Source organism: Thermogemmatispora aurantia (assembly GCF_008974285.1).
GTDB classification, from domain to species: domain Bacteria; phylum Chloroflexota; class Ktedonobacteria; order Ktedonobacterales; family Ktedonobacteraceae; genus Thermogemmatispora; species Thermogemmatispora aurantia.
Genome location: NZ_BKZV01000001.1, coordinates 1,178,594 through 1,197,833, shown reverse-complemented (window position 1 = coordinate 1,197,833; position 19,240 = coordinate 1,178,594). Strand labels below are relative to the sequence as shown.

The 19,240-nt window shown below is 59.7% G+C and carries 15 protein-coding genes; 3 read left to right on the top strand and 12 right to left on the bottom strand.

Annotated elements, in window-relative coordinates:
• Nucleotides 1-13: 13 nt before the first annotated feature.
• Nucleotides 14-922 carry a zinc ribbon domain-containing protein gene (locus KTAU_RS04665; protein ID WP_151727242.1) on the bottom strand — a complete coding sequence of 303 codons (909 nt, stop codon included), beginning with the start codon at nucleotides 920-922 and terminating at the stop codon, nucleotides 14-16.
• Between the two features lie 383 nt (nucleotides 923-1,305).
• Nucleotides 1,306-2,181: a hypothetical protein gene (locus KTAU_RS04660; RefSeq protein ID WP_151727241.1), complete on the bottom strand. Its 876-nt coding sequence runs from the start codon at nucleotides 2,179-2,181 to the stop codon at nucleotides 1,306-1,308.
• A 558-nt stretch (nucleotides 2,182-2,739) separates the two neighbouring features.
• Between KTAU_RS04660 and KTAU_RS04655 the strand changes: the two genes are divergently transcribed.
• Both KTAU_RS04655 and KTAU_RS04650 read left to right on the top strand, forming a co-directional pair.
• Entirely contained in the window at nucleotides 2,740-4,875 is a 2,136-nt protein-coding gene (locus KTAU_RS04655) for a GAF domain-containing protein (protein WP_151727240.1), read from the top strand.
• Nucleotides 4,876-5,008: 133 nt separating this feature from the next.
• Nucleotides 5,009-5,509, top strand: coding sequence for a response regulator transcription factor (locus KTAU_RS04650; protein ID WP_170293060.1), 501 nt, complete (start codon nucleotides 5,009-5,011; stop codon nucleotides 5,507-5,509).
• Here KTAU_RS04650 and KTAU_RS04645 read toward each other — a convergent pair.
• The 3 genes from KTAU_RS04645 to KTAU_RS04635 form a co-directional block, all read right to left on the bottom strand.
• Nucleotides 5,506-6,660 carry a serine/threonine-protein kinase gene (locus KTAU_RS04645; RefSeq protein ID WP_151727238.1) on the bottom strand — a complete coding sequence of 385 codons (1,155 nt, stop codon included), beginning with the start codon at nucleotides 6,658-6,660 and terminating at the stop codon, nucleotides 5,506-5,508. The genes KTAU_RS04650 and KTAU_RS04645 overlap by 4 nt on opposite strands.
• Nucleotides 6,661-6,918: 258 nt before the next feature.
• The gene (locus KTAU_RS04640; protein WP_151727237.1) at nucleotides 6,919-8,259 is read right to left on the bottom strand and encodes an FHA domain-containing protein; all 1,341 of its coding nucleotides are present in this window, start codon (nucleotides 8,257-8,259) and stop codon (nucleotides 6,919-6,921) included.
• Between the two features lie 107 nt (nucleotides 8,260-8,366).
• On the bottom strand, nucleotides 8,367-9,581 hold the full coding sequence (locus KTAU_RS04635) for a protein kinase domain-containing protein (RefSeq protein ID WP_151727236.1): 1,215 nt from the start codon (nucleotides 9,579-9,581) through the stop codon (nucleotides 8,367-8,369).
• A 400-nt stretch (nucleotides 9,582-9,981) separates the two neighbouring features.
• On the opposite strand from KTAU_RS04635, the gene KTAU_RS04630 reads away from it, so the two are divergent.
• On the top strand, nucleotides 9,982-10,800 hold the full coding sequence (locus tag KTAU_RS04630) for a TIGR01458 family HAD-type hydrolase (protein WP_170293059.1): 819 nt from the start codon (nucleotides 9,982-9,984) through the stop codon (nucleotides 10,798-10,800).
• A gap of 44 nt (nucleotides 10,801-10,844) precedes the next feature.
• Here KTAU_RS04630 and KTAU_RS04625 read toward each other — a convergent pair whose 3' ends face one another.
• From KTAU_RS04625 to KTAU_RS04595, 7 genes are all read right to left on the bottom strand, one after another.
• Nucleotides 10,845-12,131: an FHA domain-containing serine/threonine-protein kinase gene (locus tag KTAU_RS04625; protein ID WP_170293058.1), complete on the bottom strand. Its 1,287-nt coding sequence runs from the start codon at nucleotides 12,129-12,131 to the stop codon at nucleotides 10,845-10,847.
• Between the two features lie 72 nt (nucleotides 12,132-12,203).
• Nucleotides 12,204-13,520 carry a glycosyltransferase 87 family protein gene (locus KTAU_RS04620; protein WP_151727233.1) on the bottom strand — a complete coding sequence of 439 codons (1,317 nt, stop codon included), beginning with the start codon at nucleotides 13,518-13,520 and terminating at the stop codon, nucleotides 12,204-12,206.
• Between the two features lie 8 nt (nucleotides 13,521-13,528).
• Entirely contained in the window at nucleotides 13,529-14,680 is a 1,152-nt protein-coding gene (locus KTAU_RS04615; protein WP_151727232.1) for a glycosyltransferase family 4 protein, read from the bottom strand.
• Between the two features lie 4 nt (nucleotides 14,681-14,684).
• A complete protein-coding gene (locus KTAU_RS04610; protein WP_151727231.1) occupies nucleotides 14,685-15,851 on the bottom strand; it encodes a glycosyltransferase family 4 protein in 1,167 nt (388 codons plus the stop codon).
• Nucleotides 15,835-17,025, bottom strand: a complete 1,191-nt coding sequence (locus KTAU_RS04605; protein ID WP_151727230.1) for a glycosyltransferase family 4 protein — start codon at nucleotides 17,023-17,025, stop codon at nucleotides 15,835-15,837. Before KTAU_RS04605 ends, KTAU_RS04610 begins: the two co-directional genes overlap by 17 nt.
• Before the next feature lie 447 nt (nucleotides 17,026-17,472).
• On the bottom strand, nucleotides 17,473-17,817 hold the full coding sequence (locus tag KTAU_RS04600) for a histidine triad nucleotide-binding protein (protein ID WP_112429333.1): 345 nt from the start codon (nucleotides 17,815-17,817) through the stop codon (nucleotides 17,473-17,475).
• Nucleotides 17,818-17,910: 93 nt separating this feature from the next.
• Nucleotides 17,911-19,203, bottom strand: a complete 1,293-nt coding sequence (locus KTAU_RS04595) for an FmdB family zinc ribbon protein (RefSeq protein WP_151727229.1) — start codon at nucleotides 19,201-19,203, stop codon at nucleotides 17,911-17,913.
• Between the last annotated feature and the right edge of the window lie 37 nt (nucleotides 19,204-19,240).

Here is a 19,240-nt window from a genome sequence, read left to right as displayed (position 1 = left end):
GTCTGAGCCCGGGTTAGCTGCTCTCCTCGACAGTGAAGGTGGCCACCTGGGCTAGTTGAGCGTCGCTGCAGTCAGAGGTAGTGCACCAGTAGATCTCGACCGCTCCCTGACCAGCCAGGTTGTAATAGCCGGCGAAGTAACCTGCGTCGTAGCCTGGTTTCACCTGCAATACTTTGTTATCAAATGCATGTACATTGTTAAGATACCATTTGGCTACCATATATCCACTGTTGCCACTCTTTATCTCAAAAGTGGCATAAATGGTTTGGTGCGTTTTAAAGGTTGAGGTTAGATGGGTTGGCGTCACATCGTTCACCTGATCGGCCATCTGTACCTTAGTGACGATGGCACTTGCCGAAGTAGCAATGGGCGAACCGGATGGTGAGGGGCCTTGCTGGTTAGAGGGGGCCGAGGTGGTAGGAGCCACGGTGGTCGTTGGGGTCAGCAGGCTACTGGCTGTGCCCTCCTCTGCCGAAGCTGTCGCGGCAATAGCGGTGGCAGTCGCATTAATGCTGCTAACTACATTATTAGAGGCATTGCGTGCTATAATGAAGAAACCGCCACAGCAGGCTGCGACGATAACCAGCAGCACTGCGCCGACGATGAGCAGCACCTTGCCGAGGTTGCTCTTGCGTGGTGGGGTAGGGGGTGGGCCGTAGGGGCCTGGGCCGCCAGGTACATAGGGTCCTACGGGGGAGGGGCTATAGGGATCGGTAGGCATGCTTGGCGGGCCATAGGGAGAACTCCCCTGGGGGCCGTAGTTAGTAGCCGGCGGCGGAGGGGGAGTCCCCTGGGATGGAATAGCGGCCACAGTAGGGTCATAGGGGGTCTGGCTAGCAAGGTTATAGGGTGTAGGATTGCCGCAGACCGGGCACGAGGCGGCTCCTGTAGGGAGCGCTGCCCCGCAACGATTGCATTGCATGGGAAAACCTCCTCACTCAAGTAGACCAGCAGCCGGTGGGCGTTCGTCAGAACCAAAGCTGTGCCGTGGTCCAGAACCTTCTGAGACGCTGGAGACGCCCGCCTGGGGCATTCCTTCTACCGACTTAGCTTGACCCTAGCCTGCTTCTCTGCTAACCCCCCTGCCACTTTCCCTTTTCAGCTCACCCCCGGCCTGGCTTGCTGCTCTCTCAATATAGCACGCGTCATCGCGGCTGCCAGGTGGCTGCTTCTAGCCACCTTTAGAGAAAACGCTGGCAAGGGGATCATTTTGCGACAGATTTACTCCTTGCCGAATCAGAAGCGGGTGAGAGACCGGCCACCACACCAGGTTACCGGGGCAAGGCTTCCGAGCAAAGCAACCAGTCATCCAGCCACAACCGTAAAGGTAACGTGCTGGGCCAGGACGCGGTCCGTACATTGCGTTGTGCTTGCCCAGTAGAGATCGACGCTTCCTGTCCCGGGCTGACCATAAATGGCATAGGAGTAGCCAGTTTGGCTGTAGGGCCTGACAGGGAAAGCAAAGTTAGTCACACTATTGCCGTTGAGATACCAGTAAACGCAGACAGCACCTGCCTGCCCATGTGGATGGAGAGCAAAAGTGACGTAGATGGCTTGATTGGTCTTAAAAGTTGTTGTCACCTGGCTAGGCTGGCCTGTCTGTGTATTGACGGCGCTGGCCAGCTGGGGCTGATCAATATAAGCCTGGCCGGGCAGCGCTGTCGTGGAAGGGGAGGCGGTAGCGCTAGCCAGCGGTGTAGCCGGGCCGTTATGGCTTGCCGTGGCGGTCACTGCGTTCTGCAAGCTGGCGCTGCCCCCGGTGGGGTTTACCACCATATTGGTGGCCATGAACCAGACAAAGAGCAGGATAATGGCAGCCGTCACCAGGCAAGCGGCTGAAGTGAAGAAGCCCAGGCGCACATGGCTGGGACGATAAGAAGGAGCAGTGAAGGCTGTGCCCGCAGTGGCTGGAGTAGCAGGCGAGAACTCCTGCGGGGACGCACCTGGCTGAGGTGGAGACCCGGGGAGCCAGAGCGGCGTTTGTGGTTGGGGCGGTTGTTGTACCAGCTGGGGCTGGAAGACAGTGGTTGGGCTGGCGGGATCGACGTCGTTCCAGTCTCCACCTCCTAGCGGCAGCGGAGTTGGCTGAGGAGCCGGCCCGGACTGAGGCCAGCTCGGGAAAGGCATTTGTTGAACAGAAGTTGGGACTGACCCTGCGCTGCCAGGCTGGGCCTGGGGCATAGGGGTCGGGACGGCTCCCCATTGGTATTCAAAAGGCGCTGCCCAATCAGGGGCCAGGGACGGTGATGATGGGGGGACCTGGCCCAGGACAGAGCCACAGCGGGGGCAGCGGCTATCTGTCCAGGTTGGCGAGAGCGACAGGCCGCAGTGCGAGCACCTTCTCATCGGTTGTTTCTCCCATACATGCTCACGAGTGATCTCAGCGTTATTTCCCGTTACTTTTTTAGTAACGGTCGAAGGATGAACCAGCGGGCGGCTCTTCCCCTGAAAAGGCTATCAAAGACAGGCCGTGGGAAGGCCCGCTGGAGGGAAAAGCCTGGAGAAGACCAGACAGCTATATACTGGCCGCTATCTATGATATAATGTGGTTCAAGTTCGTAGCGGTCGCTGCTGAAGTACCACGGGCAGAGGATAGCACATCTCTCTGAAGCAGAAAGGTCGGATAAGACATCTGGCCTGGTTGACCTGAGAATATCTGGTCCTCGCCCTCAGAGGAAAAGGCGCATCTTCCATCCGTGGCTTGCAAGAGAGGCAGTAACCAGAACAGGGTGACAGGACGTGTCGCAACAGTGTGAAGTGGAGCAGGTGCTTGGCCAACACCTCTCACGGTTACAGATATGCTTACAACGGGCCTCCGGCGCAAGCTCTGGTCCCGAAGAAGGGAGCGATGCCTGGCTGTTCTTGCAGGCGCTAGTAGGAGAAGATGAGGCCGGGCTGCAGAGTCGCTTTGAGCGCTCGGGGCGCTGGCTGGCGGAGCAGGGGGGGAGATTAGACGCCCGCCTGGAAGCCATGCAGGTCTATATCGATGCCCTCAGCGAGGAGTTGCAGGCTATTTTTACTGACCAGCCCCAGTGGCTGGCCGCAGCGCTTGCTCGCCTCTACCGGCTCCAGTCGGCCTGCTCGCTGGCGCTGACTCACGGCTATCAGGAGGCGGTGAGCCGGATCGCTGATGAACAGCGGCGCGCGTTGGAACGCAACAGCCGGCGTCTCCTGGCTCTGCAGCGCATCAACGGCATTAACAACTCCAGCATGGACCTTGATCAGACGCTGGAAGTGACGGCGCGCATTGTGGCGGAGGAGCTGCAGGTCTCGCTGTGCGCGATCTTCTTTTACGACGAGTTGCAGCGCTTGCTAACGCTGCGGGCGACCAATGGCCCGCGCCCGCTTGGGGGCATGCATTTCACCTTACGTCTGGGTGAGGGATACAGTGGCTGGGTGGCTGATAAAGGCCATCCCCTGTTGGTTCGCGACGTCATGGGCGACCCGAACTTTGCAGCTGAGGCCACCACCTACGATACAGAGTATCACGGCTTGATGGCGCTCCCGATCATCTTCTTTGGCTCAGTCGAGCGCCTGATTGGGGTCATCAGCGTGCAGTCGGAGGAGCCGCGCGACTTCACGCCCGACGAGATCAACTTTCTAGAGGTGGTAGCGGGGATCATTGCCATCAATGTCGAAAACGGGCGCCTCTACGAGCAAACCGATGAGCAGCTGCGGCGCAAGGTTCACGAGCTGGCGACTATTCACCGTGTCACCACTGTCATTGCGCGCACCTTGAATCTCGACGAAGTGTTGCAAATGATCACCACTCAGGCGGTGCATCTCAGCGGCGCCGAGCGCTCATGTATCTTTGAGCTGGATGCCGAGACGCAGACGCTGCACATCCTGGCCCACTATGGCTTTGGCGGCAGCCAGATCCAGCAGGCACGTGTCAAAGTAGGCGAGTGCTGCGCAGGGCGCGCCGTCCAGACGGGGCGCCCGATTATGCTCGTCGACTGTTTCCAGCAGGATGAGAAATGTTTTCTGCGCGCTGATCCCTTCATTTCATCTGAGATCCACTCGGTTCTTTGTGTGCCGCTGGAAGTAAAAAGAAAAGTTTTGGGATGTATCTGTATCTATAGTAGCCACAGGCATCTGCTAAGTCCTGAGCAGATGCAGCTGGTGGTGACCTTTGCGAATGAGGCCGCCATTGCTATTGAGAATGCGCGCCTCTATGAGGAGACGCGGCGCGGTCTGGAGCTGAAGTCGATGCTCTTGCGCGAGCTGCACCACCGGGTCAAGAACAACCTGGCCACAGTGGCCGGCATTCTCTCACTACAGCGCCGGCGGACACGCTCGCCCGAGGTTGGCAATACCCTGGCCGAGAGCGTCAATCGGGTTCAGGGGCTAGCGGCCACCCACGATCTGCTGGCGCATGAGGATCTTAGTGAGGCGCGAGTTGATGATATTGCACGCAAGATAGTCGGTGTGGCCAGCGCGAATCTCAGTCCACCGGATGCTCATATTACCTTTAAGGTTGAGCCATGTCCGATCGTGATTCCCTCTCGGGCGGTCACGATTCTGGCCCTGGTGCTCAATGAGATGGTCTCGAATGCCATTAAGCATGGTATGGCTGATTTGACCGAGGGAACGGTGTTGGTGAGGGGACGTGAGGAGGAAGGCATGGTTGTGGTCGAGGTCATTGATACGGGGAGAGGGCCGAAGAAGCCCCTGGAGGAAGAAGAAAGCGGTGAGGGGCTGGGCCTCTCGCTGATTCGCAATTTGCTTGCTGATCTGCGTGGGCGTTTCAGTCTACGGCGTGTGACCGAGCTGGAACCACCGGCTAACACGCCTGGCCTCAAGCCGATCTGTGGAGGCTATACGGTGGCGGAGGTGCGCTTCCCCTTGACACGCACGCATGCTCTCGCCTCGTAAGTCGCGTAAGCCGCGCAGGTAAGCTGGCTTATTGTCTTGTCTTGTGCCAGGCTGGTCTTTCCATCAGAGGATGCTGGCCGTGGCTCCTCGTGGGCCTTTTCTGGCTGCCCCGCGGTTGGGAGAAGGTGATGACATGTCTGTTCAAGAGCGAAAGCCAAAAATTCTCATTGTTGAGGATGACGAAGCTATTCTTCATGTCCTCAGTCTTTTTCTGTCCTATGCTCACTTTGAGGTACGTGGGGCGCGCAGTGGGAAGGAGGCAATGGAGCTGGTGCCCAGCTTTGGTCCTCAGCTCATCGTTCTCGATCTGAACATGCGGCCTATCTCTGGCTGGGAGGTACTGCATTGGCTGCGAGCCAACAAGTTTAGTCCCCCCATTCGTGTCCTGGTATTGACCGCCTCGACTCGCCTGAGCGAGCAGGTGCGCGGCTTGGAGGAGGGGGCGGTCGACTATTTGACCAAGCCGACACAGCCAAGTGTTCTGGTTGAGCGCATTCGCAGTATTCTGGCTATGAGCGATGAAGCGCTGCTTTCGCTGCTCCAGAAGCGTCTGCTGCAGCAGCGGCGTATTCTGGAGCAGCTTGTTCAGCCTGGCAAAGATGAAAAGATGAATGTTTCTATCAAAGTGCATTAAACAGGGACAGGAGAAAGAGCGTGTCCACAGGCGGTACAGAAGCGGGTACTGGCCAGGTGGATACGCCCGCAGCCGGGGCACTGGTTGATCGGGCAGCCGCAGCGAGTACAGTAGCGCATGTGGGGTTTATTGAGATGCTGGCAATTTGGGCAGAGATAGCCAGTTGTACGTGGTTGGGCAGTTCCGGGTGCGACAGACAGGCCCGGTGAAGCGGCTGGGGCTGCCTGAGCAAGCTGAGGAGCCGCTGAGGCGAAGCGCTCCCTTGGATAGGCTGGTTGATAAGCTGGCAACCGACCAGTGGCGTGGAGAGCCAGGTCGAGAGCATCGGCCAGCTCGCTGGCTCGTTGGTAGCGCTGAGCAGGGTCCTTCATCAGGGCCGTCAAGATCACTCGTTCCACCGGAGGGGGAAGAGTGGGATTAAAGCGACTTGGTGGAGATGGTGGTTCGTAGAGGTGGCTGTGGGCCAGAGCTGGATAGTTATCGCCGATGAAGGGCGTGCGTCCGGTCAGGGCCTCATAGAGCATCACGCCCAGCGCATAGATATCGGCTCGTCCGTCGATCTGCCCGCCCATACATTGTTCTGGGGACATGTATTCAGGGGTGCCGACGCCGGCGCCCGGGCGTGTCAGCTGCTCATGGCTGCTTGCCAGGACCTTGGCGATGCCGAAGTCTGAGAGGATAGGGCGGCCTGAGCGGTCCATCAGCACATTGACAGGTTTGACATCGCGATGAATAATGCCCTGGTCGTGGGCATAGCTGAGGGCATCGGCGAGCTGGCGAAAGATGTGCGCTGCCTCAGCCAAGTCCATCGTCTTCCCCTGGGCGCGGAGCTGGTCGAGCCGCTGCTTCAACGTTCCCCCGTCGACCAATTGCATGACGATGTAGAGCAGCCCGTTATACTCGCTGGCGTCGTGGACTGTCACGATATTGGGATGAGAGAGGCGAGCGACCAGACGGGCTTCGAGGTTAAAACGCTCGACGAAGCTGCGATCTGCAGCGTACCAGGGCGGGAGCACCTTGATGGCGACCTCGCGGTCCAGATTTTCCTGTCGGGCGCGGTAGACGCGGGCCATGCCGCCCTGGCCCAGTGGGGCCAGAATTCGATAGTTTCCGAGTGTTGCTCCGATCAGCTCATCGTGTTGTGGCTGCACAACTCACCCCATTGAAGAGGGCACCCTGGCTGAGGCTGCCGGGCCGAGAGGCCAGCAACCAGCCGCGGCATCCGAAGTGATGCGGCGCGGCGGGTGCCCGACCGATGTGACACACGTTCCGGGCCTGCCTGACCTAGCGAGAGGGAGGCAAACCCGGGGCCGAAGAACCGAACCAACAAGCCAAACCCAAGAATACCGAGCCAGACCGAACGAAGCCAGCCAGGCCAGGTGACAGTACGCTGAGCCACAGATCTGTCATCAACGTTTGGCGAAGACAAGCACGGTTTGCCCAAGCTGGATCTTATCCCCTTCCTGGAGAGGATAGGGCTGGTACTTGGTGATCATCTGGCCGTTCAGCCGGGTCCCGTTGGCACTCCCCTCATCCTTAAGGGCATAATTGCCATTGCCCATATTGATGATCGAGGCATGCAAGCGAGAGACGGCCAGATCCTCCAGAAAGATATCACTTTCGCGACTGCGCCCGATGCTGAGCGAGTCCTTACGGATCTCGTAGACGCGACCGGCCTCTTTCCCTTCTTCAACGCGCAAGATGCCGATCCGAGCCTGCGGTCCCGTCGTGCGCAGCATCGTCTTATCGGCTTCGGAGAAGGCGGCGGGAGCGACCTCCGGGGGTTGGCCGAACTGGCCGGGCTGGCCAGTGGGGCCGGAAGGAGCAAAGCCGGGCAGAGAGACGGGCTGTTGAGCCTGCTGGGGTTGCTGCCAGGGGTTGCTGGCGGGCGAGGCTGGGGCTGGTGTGGCAGGGACCTGCCCCATCATGCCAGCGCCCTGCGGAGGCTGTAGCCCCTGGCCCCAGGGCTGAGCGGGAGACGCGCTTTGGGCCTGCGCCTGGGCCCAGGGATCGGCAGCAGCGGGTTGTCCTGTTGGCCCGCTCTGACCCCAGGCCGGCATCGCTGTTGGGCCAGAAGGCGGCTGTGGCTGCTGTGACAGACCCCAAGGTGCGGTGTTACCGCTCTGAGGAGCGGTCTGACCCCATGGGTTTTGTGCCCCTGCTGGCTGCTGGCTCTCCCAAGGCGGGACTGGGCCACCGGGTGGGACATTATCCCAGCTGGCACCCGAAGAAGAAGGTGTGCCCTGGGGCTGAGCCTGCCCGGGGGGCATTCCCCAGGGAGCGCTTTGCGCTTGCGCTTGCGCTTGGGCGCCCCAGGGAGACATCGGCTGAGCTGGTTGCTGGGCCTGGGGCTGTGCGGACCAGGGCGCTGCCTGGGGCTGCGCTCCAGCGGCTCCTGCGCCACCCCATCCGCCTGGCTGCTGAGCCGGGCCCTGGGCGCCCCAGGGCGAGAACGGAGACTGCTGCTGAGGCTGGGCCATGCCCGGGCCAGGGCTTCCCCATCCGCCCGGCTGCTGTGACTGGGCTGGCTGGCCCCAGAGCTGATCGGGAGCGTTCCCCATCGCTTGCTGGCCCCATCCTCCTGGGGCGGCCTGGCGCTGCCACTCTGGCGCCTGAGCCTGGGCGGCGCTCGTCTCCTCATCGCGCTTCTTGCCGCTGCTGCGTATCAGCAAGATGGCCCCCACGATCAGGATGATAACGACGACCGCTGCAATGACGAGGATGAGCGGACTCGATAGTAGATTATGCATACTGGTTCACCCCTCCGAGTTGTAGGAGCTGCCTGGCCGATCCACATGTCCTGGCGGAGAAAGCGACCGCGTGGGCCGTCCCTACAACTGCAAAATAGCGTAATAGCTCAGCGCAGTTCAAAGCGAACCTCAACGCTGCCGAAGCGAAGAATATCTCCATCCTTGAGTACATGCTCCTCATGCGGTGCAAGAACCACTCCATTTAAGCGGGTTTTATTCAGAGCGTTCAAGTCTTCAACGGTAAAAGTACCATGCTGATTGCGGATATAGGCATGCCGTCTGCCAACTGTCTTATCCATGAGATTAATTTCGGGGTAAATCCCCAGAATTGGATCGTGGCGACCGACGACCATTTGCTCACCGGTAAGAGGAAAGACCTGGCCCGTGGCGATGACGACCAGGCGAGCCTGTTTTTGAGGAGGTATGCGAGGAGGAGCGGCGCGCTCTCCCTCGGGAGGCTCGGCACGCTCATCAGCGCCTACCTCATGAACGCGCTGCTGTAGCTGCTCTAAGGCGGCCAGGAACTCCTGAGGAGTCTGATAACGTTCTGCGGGCGCCTTGGCCATCGCCTTCTGGAAAAACTGATCCATCTCCGGCGGCAGCTCTGGCCGCTGCCGGCAAATCGAGGGCACTTTCTCATTCATGTGCTTGATGACGATGTCGACTGCTGTCTCACCCTCAAACGGCGGATGGCCGGTTAGCATTTCAAACAGGACGGTGGCGACCGAATAGAGATCCGAGCGGGTGTCTGCCGAGCGACCGCTCTCGGCTTGCTCGGGCGCAATATAGTAAGGAGTGCCCATGAACATGTTGGAGCGGGTCAGGGTGACCGTCTCGCTGCTGCGTGCTAGCCCGAAGTCCGTGATTTTGACGACATCCTTCGTGTTAATGAGGATGTTCTGCGGCTTGATATCACGATGGACTACACCATGTCGGTAGGCGACGTCCAGGCCCTCGACAATCTGATGCGCGTAGTTGAGCGCTCGCGAGGGCTTCAGCGGCCCATAGGTGATCGTATGGTACTTGAGATTCTGCCCATCGATGTAGTCCATCACGATAAAGTGCATGTTGTGGTCTTCCCCATAGTCGATGATACGCACAATATGGGGATCACTCAGGTGCAACAGGATGCGGGCCTCACGCTGAAAGCGGGCCAGCAACTCGCTGTCTCCCGCCAGCTCGACATGCAGCACCTTGATGGCATAAATATGGTTGTTTTCGAGGTCACGAGCAACATAGACGGTGGCGAAGTTGCCCCGCCCTCTTTCGTCAATCAGTTTGTAGCGACCCTTGATGACACGCCCGATCATGTCACCGTCCATGGCGCAATCTCCTACTTAAAGGCTATTCCTCGCGGCTATTATAGCATCATTCCCTGTCTCGTGTCATTGGTACGTGGCTTTTTTCATTGCTCCCATCTCGGGGAACCTCTGCTGACAGGCCGGGCAAGATACGATAACAGGTTACTCTTCGAGTAAACGCGCCAGCACTTCTTGCTTCGCAGGCCAGAAACGCATATAGTGATAACGAATGCTCTCCGGCGTTGCAGAGCCTCATGCTCGGGCGATCTGTGGCGAAGGGGCCATTTTCGAGGAAGAGAGTGTCGGCACTCTCTACTGTCAAGAACGTCTGTTTTCTGATCAGTAGGGAGACTTCTTCAGTAGGGAGACTTCTATAGTGTCTGGCTTTATTTGATCAATCCTGATGAGAAGGAGACGCCTGATGAGAACTGTCCGCGGTGTGCTGCTGGATATCGATGGTGTGCTACATGTGAGTATGCGGCCAGTTGAAGGCGCTGCCGAGGCGCTGCGCTGGCTGGAGCAGCATGGTTATCGCTATGCCTTTGTAACCAATACGACGACAATGGCTCGCTCAACGCTGGCCCAGCGTCTCCAGGAGATCGGACTACCGGTCTCCGCTGAGCAGCTGATCACGGCTCCGATGGCCACCGCCGCCTATTTGCGCCGCGTCTATCCTGGCAAACGCTGCTGGCTGCTCAGCAAAGGCGATACTGCAGCTGATTTCGCTGGCATTGAACTAGTTGATCCACTCAGGCCGGACGACGTGGAGAGGGAGGATATCGCTGCGGTGGTAATCGGTGGAGCTGAGGAGTTGCTTTCCTACGAGAATATGAATCGTGCCTTTCGTCTACTGATGGCCGGCGCCGATCTGGTAGCCATGCACAAAAATCTCTACTGGCGCGTGAGCGATGGGCTGCGCCTCGATAGCGGGCCGTTCGTCTTCGCCCTGGAGCTGGCCTCTGGCAAACAGGCTGTGGTCATTGGGAAGCCAGAGCGGGCCTTCTTTGAGGAGGCCGTGCGCTTGCTGGGAACGGCGCCGGAGGAGACGCTGATGGTAGGCGACGATCTGGTCAACGATGTCCAGGGGGCCAGGCGAGCTGGCCTGCGGGCACTGTTGGTCTGCACTGGCAAGCACGGGCCAGATACACCTCTGCTCAAGGAAGGCCGGCCTGAAGAGCGTCCCGAGGTGCTGCTGCCCTCGGTGGCGGCCTTGCCTGACTATCTTGCTGGCCAGGGCTGAAGCAGACAGGGCAGGACAGGTGAGCGAATGGGCCGATGAGCGAGCTAGCTCGCTGCCTCCTCTCCCTCCTTGTCCTCTGTTGGAGCCTGGTGGCCATTGACCAGCTCGAAGCGCATCTCAATATTGCCGAAACGCAGGATGTCGCCGTGGTTGAGTGCTCGCTCTTCACCAGGTGGCAGAAAGCGGCCATTGAGACGAGTGCGGTTGCGTGAGTGAAGGTCCTCAACGGTAAAGGTGCCCTGACGATTGCGGATGCAGGCGTGGCGCCTTCCCACCATCTTGTCAGCCAGGCTGATATCGGGATAGAGATTGCGCACGGGATCACGTCGCCCGATAATCATCTCCTGGCTGGCCAGTGGGAAGGCTTCCCCCGTGGCCAGGTGGACGAGCCGGGCGGCGGCTCGGGGCGCTGCGGCCTCGATCACTGTGCTTTGCTCGGGGAGGGTCAGCGGACCAGCTGAGAAGGTGGGCAGGCTGGCCGGCTGGGAATGGCTGGCCATGACGCGGCGCAGGTTCTGCAGTGCCTCGATAAATTCCTGGGGCGTTTGATAGCGCTGCTCGGGTCGCTTGGCCAGGCCTTTTTGGAAAAACTGATCAACGATAGGCGGAAGATCGGGACGCAGCGGTCGTAGCGCTGGAATAGGCTCGTTTTTATGCTTGATAATGAGCTCCATCACGTTGTTGCCCCGATAGGGCGGTTTCCCCGCCAGCATCTCGAAAAGAATGGCCGCCAGCGAGTAAAGGTCAGAGCGAATGTCTGCCGCGTGGCCACTGTCGATCTGCTCAGGAGAAATGTAGTAGGCCGTGCCCATGAATTCATCGGTCTCAGTGATCGTTGGGGTGTCCTTGGCGCGAGCCAGACCAAAATCAGTAATTTTTACTTCGCCCCGGTTATTCACCAGGATATTCTGTGGTTTGAGATCACGGTGCACAATACCACGACAGTTAGCCGCCTCTAGTCCAAGAGCAACCTGCTCAGCGTAGGCCAGGGCTGTTTCCAGGGGGAATGGACCGCGGCGCTGCATAATGGCGCGCAGGTTGTGACCATCGACATAATCCATAACAATAAAATGGACCTGCCCATCCCAGCCATAGTCGATGACATGGACGATATGGGGATCATCGATACCTAGCGGCAGCGAGGCTTCACGCTGGAAACGCTGTAAGATCTCCGTATTACGCAGGAATTTCTCATGAAGCAGTTTCACCGCGTACAGATAGTTAGTTTCTAAATCACGAGCAATGTAGACTGAGCCAAAAGCTCCCTCTGCGATCTGGTCAATCAGCTTGTATCTTCCTTTGACTAAATAGCCGAGAAATGCGTCATCCATAGAAACAACTCCTCCGCCTGACTGGCCTAACCACTCGATCGAAGCGACCATCGCTGCGTCTGTTTCACTATATCATAACGCCCGGTGGAGACCGAAGCCAAACTGACCAAGGGTGGCCGCGAGCACAAAGGCATTGCGCAGCAGAATAATCGCGAAGAAACCGGGCAGCGTCAGCGCGATCTGGGGCGCGCTAGACGGGTCGGCCAGGTGAGGATAGTAGAGAACATAGATTGAGCTTGTCAGCAGGCAGATGGCAATCCAGATCAGCTGCCAGGAGCGAGCGCGGGCTGGGGTGGTGCGACTCAGGGTAGAGCTGACTACCAGGGGAATGACCCAGAGGAGATATTGTGGGCTAAAGACCTTCCCGGTGGTGATGAGCAGCAGCAAGAGAGCGAGCATACTCTCCCAGAGGTCGAAGGCACCTTTGTATTGCAACCAGAGCGTAAGCAAAAGGCCAATACAGAGCAGGCCCGTCAGGAGGAGACTCACGGCGGGCGCCAGGGGACTGGCAACGTTGAGGGAGCCGTAGCTGAAGAGGAGCTGCAGCGGTTGGCCGACGCCAACCAGGTTGCTCAGCCAGAGCAGACTCGCGACTAGCGATTCGATCTGGGGAGGGCGCTGACTGAAGTAACGCAGCGGCTCCAGTAGCGCCCCCTCGGGATTGAGCAAGGCGAAGAAAGTGCTGACCATTACCACGGTTGCCGCGAAGAGCAGCAGATGGCGCCAGCGCCAGGAGGCAATCTTCTTCAGTGGCTGCTGACCAGCGTTGAGATGCTGCTGCTCGGCCAGAAAGAGCGCTGGCAGGCCCAGCAGGGGATAGAGCTTGAGGAGCGTGCCGCTTGCCAGGGCGAGATAGGCCAGTGTCCACCGCTCGCGCTGGGCTGCCAGCAGACAGACCAGAACGCAGAGGGAAGGCAGTAGATCATAGCGTACCTGGAGGAGCGGCCCTCCTCCCAGGAGGAGAAGCAATGCCCCGCCCAGGGCTGCCTCCCGTGAGACGAAGCGATACAGCAGCCATAGCAAGATGGCGGAGATAGCGAGCATCAGCAGGGCAAAAGTCAGGGTATAGTACGGCGGTGGGACAAGCAATGGAAGAGAGAAAGGAATAATTGTCAGAGGAGGATATTCTTGGGGTAAAATATGAAAGGGGGGCTGGACTCCATGGAGCGAGAGAAAGGTGCACTGCTGCGCCGGAAGCCAATGCAGGGCTGTGCTGCCGAACCAGAACAGCAGGGCGTAGCACTGGTAACGTAGCAGGTCGGTTGGTGCCAGGAAGACCTGCCAGGCACTCTCGACGAAGAGCGCAGTGCCAAGCAAGAAGAGCAGCCAGGGAGCTGGCCGCCGGCGCAGGACACGTGTCCAGAGGAGAGCGGAGCGTCGCATAGCCATCGAGCCACTCAAGAGGCAGAGGTCGGCGTTGAGGTGGCGGCGTCGCGTTCGGCCAGCATCTCCAGAAAAACCTCGTACGTCTTGCGGGCGATTGCCTCCTGCGTATAATTTTGCAAGATATGCTGGCGGGCCTGGCGCGCCAGACGCTGATAGAGGTCCTGATCTTCAAGCAGGCGTCGCACGCACTCAGCCATGGCGCGAGCATCGCCCTCGGGGAAGATCAGGCCGCCGTCGCCTACTGTCACAGGGATCTCGCCCGAACTGGAGCCTACCACGGGGACCTCACAGCACATAGCCTCGGCCATCGAACGTCCGAACTGCTCCATCCAATTAGGGCGTGTCAGTGAAGGCTGCAGCAGCACATGCATCTTGCGCATTTCGTCGGGCACCTTATAGCTTGGCAAGCTACCCAGGAAGGTCACGCGTTCGGCCACGCCCAGGCGCTGGGCCATGCGCTCCAACTCATCGCGCAAGGGTCCGTAGCCAATGAAGACCACGCGGCAGCACTCTGGCAGCATTGCCAGGGCCTCGATAATCAGTGGTACTCCCTTTTCCTCCTTCAGGCGGCCCACGTAGCCCAGGATAAACGGCTCTCCCGGCTGGTAGGGCCGGCGTTGAGGATCGGGATAGTGCAGGCTTGGCTCCGCTCCGAACTGGGCGATCAAATGAATCTTGCCCTTATAGCCCTTGCGGCGCAGCACCTCGCCTGCTGCCTTGTTACAGGCCTGAGCGTGTTGGGCTTGGTGGTAGCAATACAGCTCAAATTGCCGGAACGGAGGAGGATAGCGGCGATAAAGGTTTTGGAACGTCGAGAAAATGGGCAGCGCCCCATAGCGTCGAGCCAGGCGGATTGCCTGGTAGGTCGCGAAATTATACGGCTCCTCATCGATATGCACAATATCGGGGCGCACGCGGCGCATAATACTGCTGAGCTGAGGATAATAGTGAATATGGAAATGGCCATTGAGCGCCATTGGCGTCACGATCAGCTCATAGCCCTCCAGGTAGACCCGTTCCAGCTCCTGCTTGCTGCCATCATCAGCCAGCCAATAGGGAGGGGTCACAGCGATCAGCTCGACGCCGGGGCACTTAGCCAGCTCCTCCAGCTTACGGTGAGAAGTGCCGGCGACATAGGCCTTAGAGATCGTCAGAACGCGCATTGCACTAAGCTCTCTCCAGCGATAAAGCTGCTTCATAGGCGGCCAGCGTCTCGCTTGCAGTCCGCTGCCAGCTAAACTGCGTAGCGCGGCGCAGCGAACGAGCGCGCAGGTCTGCCTCAAGTCTCATATCACTGAGAACAGCATACATTGCATCCACGAGGGAGTCCAGATCGGTAGGATCAACGCATAGAGCTGCGTCGCCCACTACCTCGGGCAGCGAAGTCCGATTCGAGCAGACCACGGGGGCGCCGCAGGCCATTGCCTCCAGGGGATCGAGGCCGAAGCCCTCATAGAGCGAGGGGAACACGAACAGGCCGGCGCCACTATAGAGAGCGGCCTTATCCTCATCGTGCACAAAACGTACAATCACCTTATCGGCGATGCCCAGCTCGGCGGCCACCGGACGGGGATCGGGGAAGCGTGGGCCACGCTGGCGGTCGGGATCGCCCGAAATCAAGAGGCGCAAATCTGGCTCGCCCAGGCGCTCGTAGACGTGGGCAAAGGCGCGCACCAGCTGCGGAACATTCTTACGGACATCCAATCCCCCGAGGTAGAAGACGTAGCGTTGATGCTCGGCCAGGCCGTAACGTGCGCGCGCTCTGGCCAGTTGCTCGGGGTCATGCACGGGGCGATACTCCTCGCCGGCGGCCTCGTAGATCACGCGGATGCGCTCAGGAGGCAGCTTCAGTGTTTCGACAATATCGCGCTTTGCATGCTCGGAGACCGTAATAATCAGGGTAGCGCGCCGCACTGTGTAGGAGATGAGCCGCATATAGGCCTCGATCTTGGCCCCAGCACGGTAAATGGACATATGCCAGGGAATCACATCGTGCACCGTGACGATGACTGGCATGGAGGCCCGCAGCGGCGGCGCGAAGTAGGGAATATGGAGCAGATCAACACCCTGGCGCCGGGCTGCGCGTGGTGAGGTCATCTGTTCCCAGAGCAGTTTTTCAATATTCTCGCTCCGGGCCAATAGAGAAGGGACAGGAGCCGTGACGTAGCGCATGTGGGAAGGAGGAGTGAACGGCAAAGGCCCGGGACGGGGTCCCAGAAGGACATACTCATGGCGCTGATCAAGCGTGGCCAGGGCCTTGAGCAGGTGCAGCAGATATTGGCCACTCCCGCTGGCGGGATGGCGAAAGAAGAGCGCATTAATGCCGATCCGCATAGGAAGCCTCCAGCGTAGTGAAGTCCGTGAGGCCCTCGTGGAGCTTCTGATAGACCAGGAGCATTTTACGTGCCGAGGCTTCCCAGGTATAGCGTTTCGCCTGCTCAAAGCCCTTCTGCCGCAGCTCCTCACAGAGCTGCTGGTCTGCGAGCAAGCGCGTGATCGCGGAAGCCAGGGCCTCGACGTCATAAGGATCGACCTTGAGGGCGGCCTCGCCAACCACCTCGGGCAGCGAAGAGGTGTTCGAGGTAACCACGGGGGCGCCGCAGGCCAAAGCCTCCAGGGCGGGCATACCGAAGCCTTCATAGAAGGAAGGATAGGCAAAGACATCGGCCATGCTATAGAGCATCACCAGGTCGAGTGTGCTCACATGCCCCAGAAAACGCACCTTCTCCGTCAGACCCAGGCGGACCACTTCCTGCTCGGTCTCCTCATAAAGCCAGCCCGGGCCGCCGACAATGACCAACATTTTCGGGCGCGGCTTGTGTTTCAGGGCCTGATGGAAAGCGCGGATCAGACCCAGGTGGTTCTTGCGCGGCTCCTTGGTTCCCACCGTCAAGACGAAAGGGTGTTTCAGGCCATACTTATAGCGTGTGGCCTCCAGCAGCACAGGGTCGGTCACGCGCCGGAAGGCCCGACCTACCCCAGGAGAGATAATGGCCATCTTTTCGGGAGGGGTTCCCAGATACTTCGTGAGCGTATGAGCCGAAGCCTGAGAGACCGTGGCGACCACATCGGCGGTGCGTGCCGCGCGAGGGACCACCTCGCGCAGGTAGGCGGCCAGTGAAGGAACAGCGTACTGGGGATACTCCAGGAACGCCAGGTCATGGATAGTCACCACAGTTCTTGGACGGCGGCCAAAGCGGCTAAAAGGCGGCAGGACAAAGTCCGGGCCGTGGTAGAGATCGACAGGGCCGGTGAACCAATTCGCGTAGGGAGGGAGCTGCCAGCGATACCAGATAATGTTGAGGTAGCGCTCAGGAATAGGAATACGCCGAATCGTCACATGCTCAGCTTGAGGGAAAGTACGTCCCTCCTGGGGGGGCTGGCTGCTCAACAGGACATAATGGTTCACCTGATCCTGAGCGAGCAGGGCCTCAACCAGGCAGCGGATATAGGTCCCGATGCCTGCCCCCTGCCTGATAGCCGTCGTGTAGTCAATAGCAATGCGCATAAAGACATCCCTGGCCTTTGTAGAAATCTTACCGATGGATTCAGCGCTGCTCGGCCCGTGTGCCAGCCTTCGCTCAGACCCGGCAGTTGCTTAGGCGCTTGCCTGCTCCTTTTACTCAGCTTGGCTCATCTGGGCGATTCATTCACGGCTTTTCTTGCCTCTCTATTGGCTGATGAAAGAGGAGCTAGAGACAAGGCACGCGAGAGGAGGCCAGAGAGCGAGACCGGCTTGCCAAAGGCCGGCGATCCTACCGCGGGGCCGTAGAGACCCAACCCGAAGCAACCCACCTGTTTCCACCAGCTCGCGGAACAGTAACGACTCGGATTGGCTCAGTCAAACCATGCCGAAATGACGAGAGGGGCGAGAGGCCGCGGTGATGCGGAGCCAGGCCGGGAAGCGCTGGCGATTCTCGCCCCAGGGTAAGCCGGACCAGGCCGGCGCGCAGGGCTAGCCGGGCGGCCAGCCGAACGGGCGCCCGCCCAAGAGATGGAAGTGCAGATGAAAGACCGATTGTCCGGCGTCGGGTCCGACGTTGGTCACAAAGCGGAACCCGCGCTCGGAGAGGCCGAAATCCTGAGCGAGCTTGTTGGCGACGACAAAGAGGTGGGCGAGTAAGGCCCCATCCTGCTCCGTCACCTCCTTCATCGAAGCCAGGTGGCGCCGCGGAATCAGCAGCACGTGATGGGGTGCCTGTGGATTGATGTCCGCAAATGCGACGACCTCAGCATCCTGGTAAAGGATCTTGCTCGGGATCTCGCCGTTGGCGATCTTGCAGAACAGACAGTCTTGCATAGTTGCCTTCCTCAAGCCAAGAGCGGGCCGGGGCTGTCTGGCTCAACCGTGCAGGCAGAAGAGCAAGCCAGGAGCCAGCCCGGCTCTAGCCGATTACTCCTCCGAGGTTGGCTGGCTCTCGGTGGCGTGCGGTATAGATTCGCCGCTTCCCGAGCCAGCGCTCTCCCGAGGGAGAGAGACGGCCTCGGGAGTGGGCGAGGTGACCATCATAGTACCTGCCGGCAAGGCTGGCACTGCTTGCTTATTGTCCCCGGCCTGTAGGCCCGTTGTCAATTCCTGAGTATGCAGGCTAGGATCATTGTACTGCGGCAGCTTCAGCTCCTGGCGGATGAGGCGGATCGCCTGGTAAACCAGAGCGGGTTTGAGCGAAAGCTGCTGCGCGATGGTACGATGGACGCCGATTGGAGGTACAGGGAGAAACGGCTCATACAGGGACCGGATCTTCGCCAGTTCTTCGCTGTTCCCTCGATAGGGCTGGACCTCCCACCAGCTTGGCAGCCCCTCGCGCTCGCGCAGGGCCTTAACGATCTTCTTCACTGCCGATTTAGGGATATTCAGCTCGTGGGCAATCCGCGTTCGGATGCCGTCAAACTCAACGGGCTGGGCCAGCTCCTTGTAGCGTGCTTCGACCAGCGCTACCTGCTCTGGAGTAGGCACGAACGGGGCCGGCGGAGGAGTTTTTTCGCGCTTGGGCTTGACCGACTGTGGGAGAGGCTTCGCTGCTTTTGCGGGCTCCTTTGCCTGTCGATGATGATGATGGTGGGCGGCCTGGCTCGACCCTGGTCGAGCGCTCCCTTTCCCGCTGGGGCCGAAGCTGGCGCCAGAGCCAGCGCCGACGGGTTTGGAGAAAGGACCGGTCTGACGGGGGCCGCGTGCCGGAACGCTTTCCACAGGAGAACGTGGACGCTGACCCAACGAAGAGTAACCGCCGCGGAAGAGAGGACCCCGGCGCTCCGCTTCCCAGTACTGGGCGGGCCCACGTGGCCCTGTCCACTCCCGTTCTCGCTCTCGCTCCCGCTCCCGCTCTGCGCGTAGAGGGCGCTCCGCAGGTCGTGGCCGTGAACCTTCTCGTCCCGGGTGACGCGCGTCGGCAGGAAGGCGGGAGGCTGGCCCCTGTGGTGATCTGGAACGCGCAGGTGGCTCTGGCTCACTGACCTTAATATCCTGCAGATGATCAAGCCAGTGGTTCGTCCCTCCCGGAGAGCTGGGGGGCCGCGGGGGTGGGGGCACTGGGCGAGGCGCGCTCACCGGTCGCTGCGGTCCTGTTTTAGTGACCTGCTTCTCCCTCCGCGATTTCTGATTACACTCAGGGCAAAGGGCTTCTTTAGCATTAACCGACTGGAATCGCTTGCCGCAGTTGATGCAGCGCATCTTGACTTTGCTCATGCAGTTCTCCCTGTACCGCTGGATACAAGAACTTCTC